Here is a 16,482-nt window from a genome sequence, read left to right as displayed (position 1 = left end):
ATTGCGCACTCCTTGACCGCGCGAAGGCAGCCCCGCAAGTGCGGGCGCGATGCGGATCGTCTTCATGGGATCGCCGGATTTCGCGGTGCCGAGCCTCAACGCGCTGGTCGAGGCCGGGCACGATGTCGTGGCGGCCTATGCGCAGCCCCCGCGGCCGGCCGGACGCGGCAAGGCCGATCGCAAGACCGCCGTTCAAGAGCGCGCGGAGGAACTGGGGATCGAAGTGCGGACGCCTCGCACCCTGCGCGATCCCGACGAGCAAGAGCGGTTTCGCGCGCTCGCCGCCGATTATGCGGTTGTTGCGGCTTATGGCTTGATCCTGCCCAACCCGATCCTCGATGCGCCCGAGCACGGCTGCATCAACGTCCACGCCTCCCTGCTGCCAAGGTGGCGCGGCGCCGCGCCGATCCAGCGCGCCATTCTCGCCGGCGACGCCATCAGCGGGGTGACCATCATGCAGATGGACGAGGGCCTCGATACGGGCCCGATGCTGCTCAAGCGCGAGCTCGACATCCGCGGCAAGAACGCTGGCCAAGTCACGGAGGAATTGTCGAAACTTGGCGCCACGGCGTTGATGCACTGGCTTCGCGATCGGACGTCTCCGGAGCCGCAGCCGGGCGAGGGAATCACCTACGCTTCCAAGATCGACAAGGCCGAGGCGCGCATCGACTGGCACAGGTCCGCCGAGAAGATCGAGCGGCAGGTCCTGGCGTTCACCCCCGCTCCGGGGGCTTGGTTCGAGGCCAATGGCGAGCGGATCAAGATTCTCGCCGCGGAAGCAGCGACGGGGAGCGCTCGCCCCGGCGAAGTGATCGGCCAGCTGACCATCGCCGCCGGAAGCGGCGCTATTCGGCCGTTGAAGTTGCAGCGGGCCGGACGAGCGCCGATGAGCCCGGCCGAGCTGCTCCGCGGCTTTCCCATCGCCGAAGGCACGCTCCTCCCATGACCCGCTGGCGGCTGACGATCGAATATGACGGAACGCCATTCATGGGCTGGCAGCGCCAAGAGCATGGGCCGTCGGTCCAGCAAACGCTGGAGGAAGCGATCCATCGTATGACCGGCGAGCTGGCGGCGGTCCATGCTGCGGGGCGGACCGATGCCGGCGTGCACGCCCTCGCCATGTCCGCGCACGTCGAGATCGCGAAGACACTGACCGAGCATCGCCTCCGCGAGGGACTGAACGCGCTCGTCCGGCCGCACCCCGTCTCTATCCTCGCAGTCGCGAAGGTGGCGGACGATTGGCATGCCCGCTTCTTGTGCATCGGCCGGCGCTACCTTTACCGCATCCTCGACCGGCGGGCGCCGCCGGCCCTCGATGCCGGCCGCGTCTGGCACGTCGCAGTGCCGCTCGATGCCGAAGCGATGCAGCAAGGCGCGGCCCATCTCATCGGACGCCATGACTTCACCACTTTCCGTTCGGCACAATGCCAGTCGGACAGTCCGGTAAAGACGCTGGATCGCCTCGACGTCCGCCGGGTCGACGAAGAGATCCACGTCGAGGCTGCTGCCCGCAGCTTCCTCCATCATCAGGTGCGGTCGATGGTTGGTTGCCTGGCGCTCGTCGGGCGCGACCAATGGCAAGCCGACGACATGCGCAAGGCGCTGGAAGCGCGCGACCGGTCGGCGCTCGGCTTCAACGCCCCGCCGCACGGGCTCTATTTCGTCGAGGCCATCTATCCGGAAGTCGGCGCAAACCGCTGATTATTCGGCGGCAATCGCCTCATATTCCTGGGCCGCGAGATATTTCTCCGCATCCAGAGCGGCCATGCAGCCGGTGCCCGCCGCGGTCACCGCCTGACGGTAGATCTTATCCATCACGTCGCCGCAGGCGAACACGCCAGGGATGCTGGTCCGGGTCGTCCCGTTCTCGACCTTGATGTAGCCCTCGCCGTCAAGGTCGAGCTGGCCCGCGAACAGCTCGGTCGCCGGCGAATGGCCGATGGCGACGAACGCGCCCTCGACCTCGACCCGACCGACTTCGCCGGTTCGCTTGTTCCTGATGTCGAGGCCGATCAGCGCGTCCGGATCACCGCCGCCGACGAACTCGACGACTTCGCTGTCCCAGATGACGTTGATGTTGGGGTTGGCGAACAGGCGGTCCTGCAGGATCTTCTCCGCGCGCAAGCTGTCGCGGCGATGGATCAGCGTGACCTCATGGCTGTGGTTGGTCATGTACAAGGCTTCCTCGACGGCGGTGTTGCCGCCGCCGATCACCGCGACCTTCTTGCCGCGATAGAAGAAGCCGTCGCATGTCGCACAGGCCGAGGCGCCCCGGCCCTTCATATGCTCCTCGGACGGAAGGTTGAGCCACTTCGCCTGGGCACCGGTGGCGATGACCAGCGAGTCGGCGAAATATTGCGCTCCTCCGTCGCCAGTGAGACGAAACGGCCGCCGCGACAGGTCGACGCTGGTGATGTGGTCCCAGACGATCTTGGTCCCGACATGCTCGGCCTGGGCCTGCATCTCCTCCATCAGCCACGGGCCCTGGATGACGTCGCGGAAACCGGGATAATTTTCGACGTCGGTCGTCGTGGTGAGCTGCCCGCCGGGCTGGATCCCCTGAATCACGATCGGGTTGAGGCCGGCGCGCGCGGCGTAGATCGCAGCGGTATAACCGGCGGGACCCGAGCCGAGCACGACCAGGCGCGTCGAAATGCTGTTCGTCATGGCGTCGATTTAGGGGCCGTTGACCGCCCCGGCAACGCTTCGCCCGGGTGAAGTGTTAAACCGCCCGGCGTCCGGCGACGAAGTTCCAGATCAGAACGATGATTCCGACCACCAGAAGGATGTGGATCAGCGCGCCTGCGGTGTGAAAGGCAAAGAAGCCGAGCGCCCACAGGATGAGCAGGATGATGGCGATGGTCAAAAGCATGTGCAGCCTTCCTCAGCAAGGGTGGAACGGCCGCGTAACGGTCGAGCGCAGAGCGCGTTCCGCCCTCCGCCAATTGACCCGGAAACAGTGGTCGCGACGAGCGGCTACGGACAATCGAAGCGGGTAATCGCTCGTCCCGCCTTCAACTCGCAGTAGCGCTGGTTGTTCGGATCGACGCACATCCGCCACTTCGTGCCATTGGTCTGCGGGACCCACGGCCCACAATTCGACGGGTCGGGTACCCTGGCAGAAAGGGTGAGAGCGGCGATCGCAAGCAAAGCAATTACACGCATGCTGGTTCTCACAGTCGAGAACGGCCGCGCTTTTCTTATCAAAAATCAGTCGGGTAAGCGAGAAATTCCGCCGCCGTAGCGGTCAGACCAGCCGGCTCTGCTTGAGCGCCGCTTCGATAAACCCCGCGAACAAAGGGTGCGGTTCGAACGGGCGGCTCTTCAGCTCGGGATGGAACTGAACGCCGATGAACCAGGGATGGTCCGGGCGTTCGACAATCTCGGGCAGCTGGTCGTCGGGCGACATGCCGGAGAAGATCAGCCCCGCCCCTTCCAGCGCGCCACGATAATGGACGTTCACTTCGTAGCGGTGGCGGTGCCGCTCGCTGATCAAATCCTGGCCGTAGATCGAGCGCACGACGCTGTTGCCGTCGAGCTTCGCTTCGTAGGCGCCAAGGCGCATCGTCCCGCCGAGGTCGCCGTCGACCGCGCGCTGCTGCAGCCCCTCCTCGTTCATCCACTCGGTGATGAGCCCGACGATCGGCTCGGAAGTCTCACCGAACTCGGTCGTCGACGCCTCGGCGATTCCCGCCTGGTTCCGTGCGGCTTCGATGCACGCCATCTGCATGCCGAGGCAGATGCCGAAAAAGGGAATCTCGCGCTCCCGGGCGAACTTGACCGAGGCGATCTTGCCTTCGCTGCCGCGCTCGCCGAAGCCGCCGGGGACGAGGATGCCGTGGAGCGGCTCAAGCTCCGCGACGACGTCCGAATCCGGATGCTCGAACAGCTCGGCATCGATCCACTGGATGTTGACCTTGGTGCGATTGGCGACGCCGCCGTGGATCAACGCCTCGCGCAGGCTCTTGTAGGCGTCCGGCAGGCCGACATATTTGCCGACCACGCCGATCGTCACCTCACTCTCGTAATGGTCGATGCGGTCCATGATGTCCTGCCACACGGCAAGCCCGGGAGCAGGTGCATCCGTGATCCCGAAAACGCGCAGGACTTCATCGTCGAGACCGGCTTCGTGATATTGCAGCGGCACGTCGTAGATGTTGCGGGCATCGAGCGCCTCGATCACGGCCGACTTGGGCACGTTGCAGAACAGCGCGATCTTTTCCCGCTCACTCTCAGGGAGCGGGCGATCGCATCGGCACAGCAGCACCTCCGGCTGGACTCCGAGGCTCGAAAGCTCGCGCACGGACTGCTGGGTCGGCTTGGTCTTGAGCTCGCCGGCGGCGGCGATCCAGGGCACCAGGGTGGTGTGGACGCTGACCGTATTGTCGCGGCCAAGGTCGTTCCTCAGCTGCCGAATCGATTCAATGAACGGCAGGCTCTCGATGTCGCCGACAGTTCCCCCGATCTCGCAGATGATAAAGTCGAGGCCGTCGGTCTCGGCGAGGGCGAATTCCTTGATGGCGTTGGTGACGTGCGGGATGACCTGGACGGTCGCGCCGAGGTAGTCGCCGCGCCGCTCGTTGGCGATGATGTCGCGATAGATCCGGCCGGTCGTGACATTGTCCGTCTGGCGCGCCGAAACGCCGGTGAAGCGCTCGTAGTGACCAAGGTCGAGGTCGGTCTCCGCCCCGTCGTCGGTCACATAGACTTCGCCATGCTGGTAGGGCGACATCGTCCCCGGATCGACGTTCAGATAGGGATCGAACTTGCGGATTCGGACCTTGAATCCGCGCGCCTGGAGGAGCGCCCCGAGGGACGCCGAGAGAAGACCTTTGCCGAGCGATGAGACCACGCCGCCGGTAACGAAAATGAACCGCGCCATGGGAGTTGAGGCTTACGGGGCTTCGCCCGTCTTAAGCAAGCCGGGCGGCAAAAAATTCTTGTGAATTTCGCCTATTGCGCGAGCGGGACGGCCGGAAGCTGCTGGTTCTGCGCCGGTTGCTGCTGCGTCGGCACCGATTGCGCGGGCGTCGCCGGCTGCGAACGCTCGAGCGGCGCGGCGGTCTTCGCCAGCGAGGTATCGATCTTGGCTGGCACCCGCGTCGCACCGGCGATCGCCGCCATCACGATCGACAGCACGATAAACAGCCCGCCGAGGACCGACGTCGACCGGGTAAGGAAATCCGCGGCGCCGCGCGCGGTCATGAAACCCGACGAACTGCCTCCGACTCCGAGACCGCCGCCTTCGGACCGCTGCATCAGGATGACGCCCACCAGCGAGCCGGCGACAAGGGTTTGAACGATCAGCAAGAAGGCGAACATGTCGGGCTTTCGAGAGATTTGGTCGCGGCGATCTAGGCGATCCCTGCCCCGCCTTCAACCGCCGACTGCGGCCGCGGCGACGATCGGCATGAAGTCGGCGGCCTTGAGGCTCGCCCCACCCACCAGCGCGCCGTCGACCTCTGGCACCGCGAAAATCTCGGCGGCGTTCGAGGCCTTGACCGATCCGCCGTAGAGGATGCGCACTCCGCGGCCCGCATCGCCGTAAGCGGCGATCAATCGCCGGCGAAGCGCCGCATGCATCTCCTCGATCTCATCGTTGGTCGGCACCTTGCCGGTGCCGATCGCCCACACCGGCTCGTAGGCAATCGCTAGGCGGGCGGCATCGGCATGGTCCGGCAGGGATGCCGCCAGTTGCGCCAGCACCGTCTCGACCGCGCCACCGGCTTCGCGCACCTCAAGGCTTTCGCCAACGCAGAGGATCACTCGCAGCGATGCCGACAGCGCTGCCTCGGCTTTGGCCTTGACCTCGGCGTCGGTTTCTCGCTGCGCCTCCCGCCGCTCCGAATGACCGACGATCGTCAGAACCGCGCCCGCATCGACCAGCATCGCGGCGGAAACGCATCCGGTGTGGGCGCCCTTATCGGCGTAGTGCACATCCTGCCCGCCGATCGCGAAGTTCGGCACCGCCCTCGACGCGCGCTCAATCAGGATGGCCGGCACGCACAGCGCGACGTCGACCGACGGATATCGGCGGGACGCGTCGTCGATCGCCTTGATCTCGGCCAGGTCGGACGACAGGCCGTGCATCTTCCAATTGCCGGCAACCAGCTTGTTCAACGCAGCTCCCCTCCGCTCGCGAGCGGGCACTAGCGGGGCGACTTGAAGCGCGCCAGCCCCGCCCCTAAAGCGCCCTCCACTCCCTTCATCATCTGGCTGTCATGATCACCAACTTTCGCCGCTTCTCCAAATCCAAGTTCGGCACTGGCATCGTCGCCTCCTTCTTCATCCTGATCCTCGCCGGTTTCGCGATCGGCGACATCCGGAATTTCGGCTCGGGCAATATCGGCTTCGGCATGGGTAGCTCGACACTCGCGAAGGTCGGCGACCAGCAGGTGCTCGAGACCGAGATGAGCGACGCCATGCAAAAGCGGCTCCAGGAGGTCCGGCGTCAGCGCCCGGAGGCCGATTATGCGACGATCGCCGGCGACTTCGACACGCTTCTCGATAGCCTGATCGACCAGCGCGCTTTGCTCGCGTTCGCCGACAAATACGGCATCCATCTGTCGAAGCGGCTGATCGACGGCGAGATCGCCCAGATCCCGCAAACCAAGGGCCTCAACGGCAAGTTCAGCGACCAGTCCTACCGGCAGTTTCTCGCCCAGCAGCGCCTGACCGACGCCGAGGTGCGCACGCTCATTTCCGGTTCACTGCTTCAGCGGGTCATTCTAACGCCAGTCGCCACCAACGCCCGTGTCTCGGTCGGGATGGCGATGCCTTATGCCTCGATGCTGCTCGAATCGCGCGAAGGCGAAGCGGCGGCGGTGCCGGTCGAATCCTTCCGCGGTGGGCTCAAGCCGACCGACGCCGACCTTCAGCGCTATTACGCGGCCAACCGGGGGCGCTACATGGTCCCCGAGCAACGCACGATCCGCATCGCGCGGATCGGCCCCGAGTTGGTCTCGGGCGTCGCCCCGTCGGACCAGGAGATCGCGGCCTATTACAACGCCAACCAGGCGACCTACGGCGCCAAGGAAACGCGAAGCATCAGCCAGGCCGTCGTTCCCGACCAGGCCACCGCCAATGCGATCGCGGTCAAGGCCAAGGCCGGCACTGCGCTGTCCGCCACCGCCAGCGCCAACGCCGCCACAAGCTCGCTCAAGGATCAAACCCGGCAAGCCTACGCCGCCGTGGCCGGCGACAAGGCCGCTGCCGCGGTCTTTTCCGCACCCTCCGGCGCCATCGTCGGGCCGCTTCAGTCCGATTTCGGCTGGGCCGTCGTCAAGGTCGACGGGGTCACCAAGATCGGCGGCAAGTCGCTCGCGGAGGCCAGGTCTGAAATCGCGGCCAAGCTGACCGCAGACAAGCGCAAGCAGGCGATCGAGGACGTCGTCGACAAGGTCCAGAACTCGGTCGACGGAGGCAATAATTTCACCGAGACTGCTGCCACCAACAAGATCCCGGTGACGACGACGCCGCTGGTCACGGCGGCGGGAACGACGCGGACCGACGCGGCCTACAAGCTCCCGCCCGAGCTCGCCGCGGCGCTCAAGACCGGCTTTGAGATTGCGCCCAACGATCCGCCGGAGATCGTCACCCTGCCCAACAGTCAGGGCTATGCGATGGTTTCGCCGGCCGAGGTCGTCGCGGCCGCTCCGGCGCCGCTTGCCAACATCCGCGACCGGGTCGCCGAGGATTGGATCATTGGCCAGGCTCTGCTGCGGGCGCGCGCCGCCGCGACCCGAATCGCCGCCCGCGCATCGCAGGGCGTTTCGGTCGCGCAGGCGATCAAGGAACTGGGTATCGCCCTTCCCGCCACCCGTCCGATGGCCGCGCGGCGGCTTCAGCTCGCCGAAGCCAATGGCCAGATCGCGCCGCCGATGCAGCTGCTGTTCAGCCTGACTGAGGGCAAGAGCCGGATGGTCGCCGACTCCAACGGACGCGGTTTCTTCGTCGTGAAGGCGACGAAAATCACCCCGGGCAACGCGCTGCTGCAGCCTGGACTCGTCAGCCGGATGCAAAGCGAGCTGCAGGACGCGCTCAGCCAGGACTATGCCCAGGAATTCATCGCCGCCGTGCGCGCCGACATGAAGGTCAAGCGCAACGAGGCCGCGATCAAGACGGTGAAGCAGCGGATCACTGCAAGCGGCGGTTGATCGCCGTAGACCGGGCCTCTTGACCGGCACGCGTTTGTTGCCTACACGTTCTCCGTTCGTTCCAACGGGGAGTGACCCGCATATGCTCACCGCAAAACAGCGCGAGCTGCTGCTGTTCATCGATGATCGGCTCAAGCAGGACGGGATTTCCCCCAGCTTCGACGAGATGCGCGAAGCGCTCGACCTCAAGTCGAAGTCGGGCGTCCATCGCCTGATCTCGGCGCTGGAGGAGCGCGGTTTCATTCGCCGGCTCGCCAACCGCGCCCGGGCGCTCGAGGTGCTGAAGCTTCCCGAGGTTCAGTCGGCGAAGGTGGTCCAGCTGCGGCCGGCGGCCCCGGCTCCGGCCAACGACACGATCGAGCTGCCGCTGCACGGGCGCATTGCGGCGGGCACGCCGATCGAAGCCCTGCAGGGGACCGAGACGTTTGCCGTTCCCGCTGCCCTGCTTGGGCCGGGCGAGCATTATGCCCTCGAGGTATCCGGCGATTCCATGGTCGAGGAAGGCATTCTCGACGGCGACTTCGCCCTGATCCGCAAGGCCGATACCGCGCGCGACGGGGAGATCGTGGTCGCCTTGATCGACAATGAAGAAGCGACCCTCAAGACCTTCCGCCGCGAGGGCCGCATGATCCGCCTCGACCCCGCCAACAGCCGGTATGAGGCACAGCGCTATGACGAGGCGCGGGTCCAGATCCAGGGACGCCTCGCCGGCCTGATCCGCCGATACTGAGGTGACCGGCGCGCGGATCGATTATGTCGAGCTGCCCAGCGCGACCGCGCATGAGCTGACGCGCGCCTTTTACGCCAAGGCGTTCGGGTGGACCTTCTCCGATTATGGCCCGAGTTATTCGGCCACCACGAACGGCACGACCGATGTCGGCCTGCAGGGCGATCCGGGTGATGCGTTATCCGCGCCGCTTCCGGTGATCCGCACCGACAATCTCGAGGCCGCGTTCGAAGCCGTGTCCAAGGCAGGCGCGACCATCGCCAAGCCGATCTTCAGCTTCCCCGGCGGCCGCCGCTTCCAGTTCATCGACCCCGGCGGCAACGAGCTCGCCGTGTGGAGCGAGACCTAGCGCTCGTTCTCCACCCAAGGGTGCGCGCCGACATGATCGGCGACGGTTTCGACCCGAGGAGTGTCGCCGAACACGATCGAGACGCCCCCCATTCGGGCCAGCGCAGGACGGTCGAGCTTGAGCCAGCGCGGCACGCACCCGCGCGGCAACCGCCGATCCGAGACGATCACATCCGCTTCGCCGCAGGCTCGAATGAAAGACTGCCAATCCATCAGATAATTCGAGCGGGTGGCGAGGATCCGCCAATCGCGGCCATCGCGATGGATGATTGCGACGCAGGCGTCGCGCGAGCACGCGCTGAACGGTCGAATGCCGAGCGCCAAAGGATCGCCGTCGAAGCCCGAGGCTTCAGCCAGCAGCTGGCGAACGAAATCGCCCGCGCGCTCTCTCAGCAGGAACGGGGTGCCGTCGCGGACGATCGCCAGATGCTTGCCATCGCCGGTGACGAGGAGGTCGGGCGAGGGCGCCGCAGCAGCCCCCGCCGCCCCGATCAGCGCCGGCACCAGGCCCCACCGCCGCAGCGGCGTGCTCCACAGGCACAGCCAAACGCCGCCGACGGCGATCAGCCCGAACGCCCATGCCGGCATCGAAGGTATCAGCGCAACGGCGCCTTTGGCCGAGGCCACGGCGTGGGCCAGGCGAATGAGGCCGTCGATCGCGACGCCGCACAGCAGCCACAGCGGCTTTCCCCAGCCTGCGACGTCAAGCAGCAGCGCGCCAGCCTCCAGCGGCATGATCACGAATGTAGTCAGCGGAATAGCAATGATGTTCGCACCGACGCCGTAGAGTCCCGAACGATGGAAATGAAACAGGGCCAGCGGCACGAGCGCCAGCTCGACCACCAGGCCGGTCGCGATCATCCCGGCCAGCGCCCGGAGCAGGCGCGCCGGCACCCCCTCATCGCGGCGCTGGAACCATCGGCGCGACCAGGCGGTCGAATGAAGCGCGACGATTGCAGTGACCGCGGCGAAACTCATCTGGAAGCTGGCGCCGGCCAGCGCCTCGGGCCGGAACAGCAGCACGACCAGCGCGCCGACGGCGATCAGCCGGATGCTGATCGCGTCGCGGCCGAGGGCGATGCCGGCGAGGATCAGCAGCGCCGCGACGCAGCTGCGCACCGTCGGCACCTGCGCCCCGGTTAGCAGCGTGTAGCCGATCCCCGCGAGTGCCGCGACCGCCGCCGCCGCCAGCACCAGGTTGAACCGGAGCGCGAGGCGCTCGCTCAACGCGAGGAGCTTCAGGGTCAGGAACATCGCAAACGCGACCACCGCAGCAATGTGCAGTCCGCTCACCGACAGAAGGTGGGTGAGGCCGCTCCGGCGCATCGCCTCGGCATCGTCGGCGCCGACCGCATTTTGGTCGCCGGTCGCCAGCGCGATCGCGATTCCCGCCGAACTGCTCGGCAGATGCTCCAAGATATGCTGTCTCAGTTCGGCCCGCATGCGGTCGAGCCCGTGCGCCTTTGCCGCTTTCGAGACGGTGACCGGGCCCATCGCCTTGCCGACGGCACCCAGCCCCTTGAACCAGGCGTCGCGCGAAAAATCGTAGGTCCCCGGAAGCGCCATCGGGGGCGGCGGCGCCAATCGCGCCTTGAGCCGGATCTCCGCGCCTGGAGCGATTCCCGCGGGGAAATCCGTTTCGTCGACGGACACGCGAACATGGGGCGGCAATTCCGGGTCGCTCGGCGCGAGGATCAGCCTGACAGGGTCCTTGGCGGCGAGAAAATCGACGCTTTCAACCCGTGCCGACAGATCGGTGACGATGGGACGCGCCAGCCTCGGCTCCGCCACCCGTGCGGAGCGCGCCCAGACGAGCGCGCAACCGAGCGTCGCGGCGAGCGCGAACCAGCCGAGCGCCCGCCCGGCTCGCCCGCTGACGAGGGCAAAGCCGGCCACGGCCAGCCCGGCACAGAGGAACAGGACGGCCGCCCATTGCGCGCGGACGTCGAGAGCGAACCAGGCGGCGATCCCAGTGCCGAACCCGACCACCAGCCATGGCGGAAGCTGCGCGCGTTCGGCCTCGAGGAGCTTCTCCAGCTCCTCGTGAAGCGCGGAAATACGCGTCTTCCAATAGCTCCGAGCACGCTGTGGAAGAGGCGCTTCCCCCATGCTAGGGGCGCTCGTCCATTGCATTGCAGCATGAGTTTGAGAGGAATGCGTGCTTGAGCGCAAGTGATAAGCCGGTGGTCACGCGGTTCGCGCCCTCCCCGACCGGATTCCTCCACATCGGCGGCGCCCGCACGGCGCTGTTCAACTGGCTGTTTGCGCGCCACCACGGCGGCAAGTTCCTCCTCCGCATCGAGGACACCGACAAGGCGCGCTCGACCGCCGAAGCGATCGACGCGATCCTCGACGGGATGCGCTGGCTCGGCCTCGATTGGGACGGCCACGAATATTACCAGTCGCAATTCTGGGCGCGCCACGCCGAAGTCGCGCACAAGATGCTGGAGCGAGGCCACGCTTATCGCTGCTACATGACCCAGGAAGAGCTCGCGGCGCAGCGCGAGAAGGCGCAGGCCGAGCGCAAGCCGTTCCGGATCAACAGCCCATGGCGCGATCGAACCGATGAAGGCGAAGGATCGCCCGTTATCCGCCTGAAAGCGCCGCGCGACGGCGAAACGATTATCGACGACCGGGTTCAGGGCCGAGTCACCGTCCAGAACGCCGAGCTCGACGATTTCATCCTGCTGCGCTCCGACGGGAGCCCGACCTACATGCTGGCCGTCGTCGTCGACGACCACGACATGGGCGTGACCCACGTCATCCGCGGCGACGATCATTTGAACAATGCCTTTCGCCAGATCGCCATCATCCGCGCGATGGGCTGGCCCGAGCCGACCTACGCGCACGTCCCGCTGATCCACGGGCCCGACGGTGCCAAGCTCAGCAAGCGCCACGGCGCACTCGGAGTCGACGCTTATCGCGACGAACTGGGAATGCTTCCCGAAGCGGTCGGCAACTACTTGCTCCGCCTCGGCTGGGGGCATGGCGACGACGAGATCATCAGCCGCGAGCAAGCCATCCAATGGTTCGATCTCGACCATGTCGGAAAGTCGCCCTCGCGCTTCGACTTCAAGAAGCTGGAAAGCCTCAACGGCCATTACATCCGCGAGGCCGATGACCAACGGCTTGCCGACTTCGTCGCGCCGCGGCTTGACCTGGCCGATGAACAGAAAGCGCTGCTCGCTCGCGCCATGCCCGAGCTCAAGGCCCGCGCCCACACCCTGCTCGAGCTCGCCGAGGGCGCGCGCTTCCTGTTCGCGCAAAGGCCGATTGCACCCGACGAGGCCGCGGCGGCGTTGCTTCCTCCGGAGGCAAGGGCCTTGTTGTCCTCGGCGCACGCCAGGCTGACCACCCTTGCCGAGTGGGATGCGGCGTCGGTAGAGGCGGCCATCCGCGAAGTGGCAGAAGCAGCCGAGGTCAAGCTCGGCAAGCTCGCTCAACCGCTCCGCGCCGCCTTGACCGGGCGCACGACCTCGCCCGGAATTTTTGATGTGCTTGCGTTGCTCGGGAAGGACGAAAGCCTGGCCCGGATCGCCGACCAGATGCCAAAGTGATCTAATGCTGGAGCCGAACGAATGACCGACAAGACCGTGACCCTGGCGATCGACGGCACGAACCACCCCTATCCCGTGCTCGAAGGCTCGGTCGGCCCCGAGGTGTTCGACGTCCGCAAGCTCTACAACGAGACCGGGATGTTCACCTACGACCCCGGCTATACGTCGACCGCCAGCTGCCAGAGCGCGATCACCTACATCGACGGCGAAAAGGGCATCCTGCTCCACCGCGGCTATCCGATCGACCAGCTGGCCGAGAATTCGACCTTCATGGAGGTCGCCTATCTGCTGCTCCACGGGGAGCTGCCGAAGAAGGTTGAGCTCGACGATTTCACCTGGACAATCAGTCGCCACACCATGCTGCACGAGCAGCTGATGACCTTTTACCGGGGGTTCCGCCGCGACGCTCACCCGATGGCGATCATGTGCGGCGTCGTCGGCGCGCTCAGCGCTTTCTATCACGACAGCACCGACATCACCGATCCCGAGCAGCGGATGATCGCTTCTCACCGGCTGATCGCCAAGATGCCGACGATCGCCGCGATGGCGCACAAATATTCGGTCGGCCAGCCGTTCCTCTATCCCGACAACAGCCTCACCTACACCGGCAACTTCCTGCGCATGACGTTCGGCGTCCCGGCCGAGCCCTATCACGTCAATCCGGTAATCGAGCGGGCGATGCGCCGGATATTTATCCTCCATGCCGACCACGAACAGAATGCGTCGACCTCGACCGTCCGCCTCGCCGGCTCGTCGGGGGCCAACCCATTCGCGTGCATCGCGGCCGGGATCGCGTGCCTGTGGGGCCCCGCGCACGGCGGCGCCAACGAAGCCGCGCTCAACATGCTGCGCGAGATCGGCCACACCTCGAACATCCCGAAATATATCGCCCGGGCGAAGGACAAGGACGACCCGTTCCGGCTGATGGGCTTCGGCCACCGCGTCTACAAGAATTTCGACCCGCGGGCGAAGGTGATGAAGGCGACCGCCGACGAGGTGCTGAAAGAGCTCAACATCTCGGACCCGGTCCTCGATGTCGCCAAGGAGCTCGAGCGGATTGCGCTCAGCGACGATTATTTCATCGAAAAGAAGCTCTACCCCAACGTCGATTTCTATTCGGGCGTGATCCTCAACGCGATCGGCTTCCCGACCGAGATGTTCACCGCTTTGTTCGCGCTTGCCCGCACCGTCGGCTGGGTCGCGCAATGGAACGAAATGATCTCCGACCCTGAGCAGAAGATCGGTCGGCCGCGCCAGCTTTACGTCGGCGCCACCCAGCGCAACTACGTGCCGGTCGGGAAGCGCTGAAAGGCTAGGGGCTGGGCAGCGTCAGGGTGAAGCGCGCGCCCGCGCCCGGCACGCTGTCGACCGTCACGTCGCCGCCCATCGATCGCGCCAGGCGCCGCGAAATTGCCAGGCCGAGCCCGGTGCCGCCCTTCCCGGCGTCGGCGCGCTCGAACCGCTCGAAGATGCGCTGCTGGTCCGCGGGGTCGATGCCCGGGCCTTCATCGGACACGATCACCGAGGCCGTCCCCGGCGTGCTGACGAACGACAGGCGGACGTGACCGCCGTCGGGCGAATGGCGGACGGCGTTGCCGATGAGGTTGACGAGGATTTGGATGACGCCCCGCTCCTGCCCGCTGGCGAACAGCGCATCTTTGCCATCGAGCTCGAGCCCGACATTGCGCTCCTCCGCCGCCGGTTCGACCATCACCACCGCTTCGCCGGCCAGCGCGGCCAGATCGATCGCGCGCTGGCCCTGCGTCGGGTCTTCGCTCATCGCGCGGACCACGGACAGCAGATGCCGCGCCGCGCTCGCGATGTCGTTGCCGTAGCTCGCATATTCGTTGCGCAGCGGCCCATCGGCGCGTTCGACGATGCGCTCGGCGCTCTCGATGATCCGGTCGAGCGGCGAACGAAGCACTTCATCGAGCGCATGATCGAAGGCGGCCGCGCTCGACTCATCGGCGGCTTCCGCCCGCTCCGGCCGGGCGGTTCCGCGGAATCCGGCAAAGCTGCCGTCGGCGGCGGTCACCACCTCGCCGCTGAGGATGATCGCCCGGCTCTCATCGGTCCGGCCCCGCGCGCGTTGCCCCGTAAAACCGCGCCGTGCGGCAAGCGCGCTGATCAGCGGCATCTCGCCATTCTCATCTTCTTCGAGCCGCAACAGGCGGGTCAGGGACGCTCCGGCGGCCTCGACCGCTTCGACTCCCAGCATTTCGCCGAGCTCGGACGAAACCGAGATGATCTTGAGCTCCTCGTCCGCCGCCCACTCGCTGGTAGCCGGTTCCGCGTCGGCGTGACCGTTTCCGCCAAGGAGCGAGCCAAGCCGCGGCGCCGCAGGAGCACGAAGCGTCCAGCCTTCGAGCGTCAGGGCGACCTCGTCGCCTTCGGGGACCGCCCGCACCGAAAATTCGATATCGTGGTCGCTCGACGCCGCGAATGCCGGGCGAACCACCGCGATGCCGAGCTTGCGCGCAAGTTGAGCGACCGCGGCAATCTGAGGAAGCGCTAACGTCTGGCCAAGCGTGGAGCCAGCCTCCTGCTGCAGCGCCTCGAGCTCGGGACCGGCGGCGATCAGCCGCCCCGCCTTGTCGACCCGGCCGAGCACGGCGCGCGGTTCAGAGGGAACGCTGGCCATCGTCCGTTTCCAGAATTGCGAGGGCCCGGCGATAGGCGGGATCGACCGTCAGCCAGGCGCGCGCCGCGGCCACCTGGTCGTCGGTCATGGTATCGAACAGACCGATCGCGCGGCCCACGTCCGTGAGGCCCAACAGGTCGCCGATGCTGGCGAGGAAGCCGGCAACCAGTTCGCGCCGCAAGGCACCCAAGCGGAACAGCGCGATGATCCGCTCCGCCGAGCCTGACAGAAGCTCGCTTGCGGCGACCGCGCCGGTAAGGCCGCTGCGACGCCCGAGCGCCTCGGCCACGAATGTGATCTCGCCCTCATGCGCCGCGGCGAGGATCAGCTCATCGTCAAGCTTACCGTTCTCATCGAGCAGACGGGCCAGCTCCGCGGTCAGCCCGTCGATCCCGCGCGCGGGGTCCTGGTCCGCCAATACCCGCTGGCACGCCTTGGCCAGCTCGGCATCCACCGCCGGCCCGCTCCGCGTCGCCGCCAGGCCCTGCCGAAGCACGGCTGCGACGGTCTGGACCAACGTCCGCGCCGATCCCGTCGTTAAATCGTCGAAAGCGACCAGGCATTGGCCGAAGCGGTCGCGCCGCCGCCCGCGCGCCAGGATCAATGCCATGGCCGCGGCGGACACCGCGCCATTCTCATGGCTCACCAGCCCCTGGAGGATTCGCGCGTCGTGACGGCCGCTGCGGGCCCGCGCGCCGGTGGTGATCCGTTCCTCGTCGGCGCGGCGTAGCAGCAACGCCATCAGCGCCGGCTCGTCCAGCAGCCGCGACCTCGTCAGCGTCTCGATGACGTCGAGGTTGCTCTCGTCGTTTGCGGCCGTCCAGCCCTTGGGCAGAGCCGAGCGAATTTCATCGGCGACATCCCCCACGAGGCAATGGAGCATGGCGGTCATCAGCGCCCGCTCCTGCTCGGTCAGGCGGGTCGTGGAATCGAGAAAGAAATCCGCGCGGACGGTGGACAAGCGGTCGCGCCGCGCCGCGTACGCGGGCGCGTCATGGTCGGCTGCCGGGGCAGCGATCGGCCATTCCTCTGGCAACATTGCAACCCGGCTTA

The 16,482-nt window shown here is 66.5% G+C and carries 15 protein-coding genes; 7 read left to right on the top strand and 8 right to left on the bottom strand.

Features of this window, described 5'->3' with window-relative positions:
* Positions 1–49: 49 nt before the first annotated feature.
* Together fmt and truA are read left to right on the top strand one after the other, a co-directional pair.
* Positions 50–946 carry a methionyl-tRNA formyltransferase gene (gene fmt, locus N539_RS0112660; protein WP_028970556.1) on the top strand — a complete coding sequence of 299 codons (897 nt, stop codon included), beginning with the start codon at positions 50–52 and terminating at the stop codon, positions 944–946.
* Entirely contained in the window at positions 943–1,701 is a 759-nt protein-coding gene (truA, locus tag N539_RS0112655) for a tRNA pseudouridine(38-40) synthase TruA (protein WP_028970555.1), read from the top strand. Before fmt ends, truA begins: the two co-directional genes overlap by 4 nt.
* On the opposite strand, the gene trxB is transcribed toward truA, so the two are convergent.
* From trxB to tpiA, 5 genes are all read right to left on the bottom strand, one after another.
* Positions 1,702–2,667, bottom strand: coding sequence for a thioredoxin-disulfide reductase (gene trxB, locus N539_RS0112650; RefSeq protein WP_028970554.1), 966 nt, complete (start codon positions 2,665–2,667; stop codon positions 1,702–1,704).
* Between the two features lie 55 nt (positions 2,668–2,722).
* Positions 2,723–2,872: a lmo0937 family membrane protein gene (locus N539_RS18660; RefSeq protein WP_156029941.1), complete on the bottom strand. Its 150-nt coding sequence runs from the start codon at positions 2,870–2,872 to the stop codon at positions 2,723–2,725.
* A gap of 375 nt (positions 2,873–3,247) precedes the next feature.
* Entirely contained in the window at positions 3,248–4,882 is a 1,635-nt protein-coding gene (locus N539_RS0112640) for a CTP synthase (protein WP_028970553.1), read from the bottom strand.
* 71 nt (positions 4,883–4,953) lie between these two features.
* Positions 4,954–5,322 carry a preprotein translocase subunit SecG gene (secG, locus tag N539_RS0112635; RefSeq protein ID WP_028970552.1) on the bottom strand — a complete coding sequence of 123 codons (369 nt, stop codon included), beginning with the start codon at positions 5,320–5,322 and terminating at the stop codon, positions 4,954–4,956.
* Between the two features lie 54 nt (positions 5,323–5,376).
* Positions 5,377–6,120, bottom strand: coding sequence for a triose-phosphate isomerase (gene tpiA, locus N539_RS0112630; RefSeq protein WP_028970551.1), 744 nt, complete (start codon positions 6,118–6,120; stop codon positions 5,377–5,379).
* A 101-nt stretch (positions 6,121–6,221) separates the two neighbouring features.
* On the opposite strand from tpiA, the gene N539_RS0112625 reads away from it, so the two are divergent.
* From N539_RS0112625 to N539_RS0112615, 3 genes are all read left to right on the top strand, one after another.
* Positions 6,222–8,156, top strand: coding sequence for a peptidylprolyl isomerase (locus N539_RS0112625; protein ID WP_028970550.1), 1,935 nt, complete (start codon positions 6,222–6,224; stop codon positions 8,154–8,156).
* A gap of 82 nt (positions 8,157–8,238) precedes the next feature.
* Positions 8,239–8,886: a transcriptional repressor LexA gene (gene lexA, locus N539_RS0112620; protein WP_028970549.1), complete on the top strand. Its 648-nt coding sequence runs from the start codon at positions 8,239–8,241 to the stop codon at positions 8,884–8,886.
* A 1-nt stretch (position 8,887) separates the two neighbouring features.
* Positions 8,888–9,232, top strand: a complete 345-nt coding sequence (locus tag N539_RS0112615) for a VOC family protein (RefSeq protein ID WP_028970548.1) — start codon at positions 8,888–8,890, stop codon at positions 9,230–9,232.
* On the opposite strand, the gene N539_RS17025 is transcribed toward N539_RS0112615, so the two are convergent.
* Positions 9,229–11,340: a ComEC/Rec2 family competence protein gene (locus tag N539_RS17025; protein WP_081774394.1), complete on the bottom strand. Its 2,112-nt coding sequence runs from the start codon at positions 11,338–11,340 to the stop codon at positions 9,229–9,231. The genes N539_RS0112615 and N539_RS17025 overlap by 4 nt on opposite strands.
* A gap of 53 nt (positions 11,341–11,393) precedes the next feature.
* Here N539_RS17025 and gltX point away from each other — a divergent pair, with 53 nt between their 5' ends.
* Positions 11,394–12,788, top strand: a complete 1,395-nt coding sequence (gene gltX, locus N539_RS0112605) for a glutamate--tRNA ligase (protein ID WP_028970547.1) — start codon at positions 11,394–11,396, stop codon at positions 12,786–12,788.
* A 21-nt stretch (positions 12,789–12,809) separates the two neighbouring features.
* On the top strand, positions 12,810–14,096 hold the full coding sequence (locus N539_RS0112600; protein ID WP_028970546.1) for a citrate synthase: 1,287 nt from the start codon (positions 12,810–12,812) through the stop codon (positions 14,094–14,096).
* Between the two features lie 4 nt (positions 14,097–14,100).
* Here the strand turns inward: N539_RS0112600 and N539_RS0112595 are convergent, their stop codons facing one another.
* Positions 14,101–15,429: a sensor histidine kinase gene (locus tag N539_RS0112595; RefSeq protein WP_028970545.1), complete on the bottom strand. Its 1,329-nt coding sequence runs from the start codon at positions 15,427–15,429 to the stop codon at positions 14,101–14,103.
* Positions 15,410–16,468, bottom strand: coding sequence for a DUF2336 domain-containing protein (locus tag N539_RS0112590; RefSeq protein WP_028970544.1), 1,059 nt, complete (start codon positions 16,466–16,468; stop codon positions 15,410–15,412). Before N539_RS0112590 ends, N539_RS0112595 begins: the two co-directional genes overlap by 20 nt.
* Positions 16,469–16,482: the final 14 nt, after the last annotated feature.

Origin of the sequence: Sphingomonas sp. URHD0057 (genome assembly GCF_000620665.1) — a bacterium.
GTDB lineage: Bacteria > Pseudomonadota > Alphaproteobacteria > Sphingomonadales > Sphingomonadaceae > Sphingomicrobium.
The sequence above is the reverse complement of the archived record's forward strand: the minus strand, read 5'-3'. Positions and strand labels throughout refer to the sequence as shown.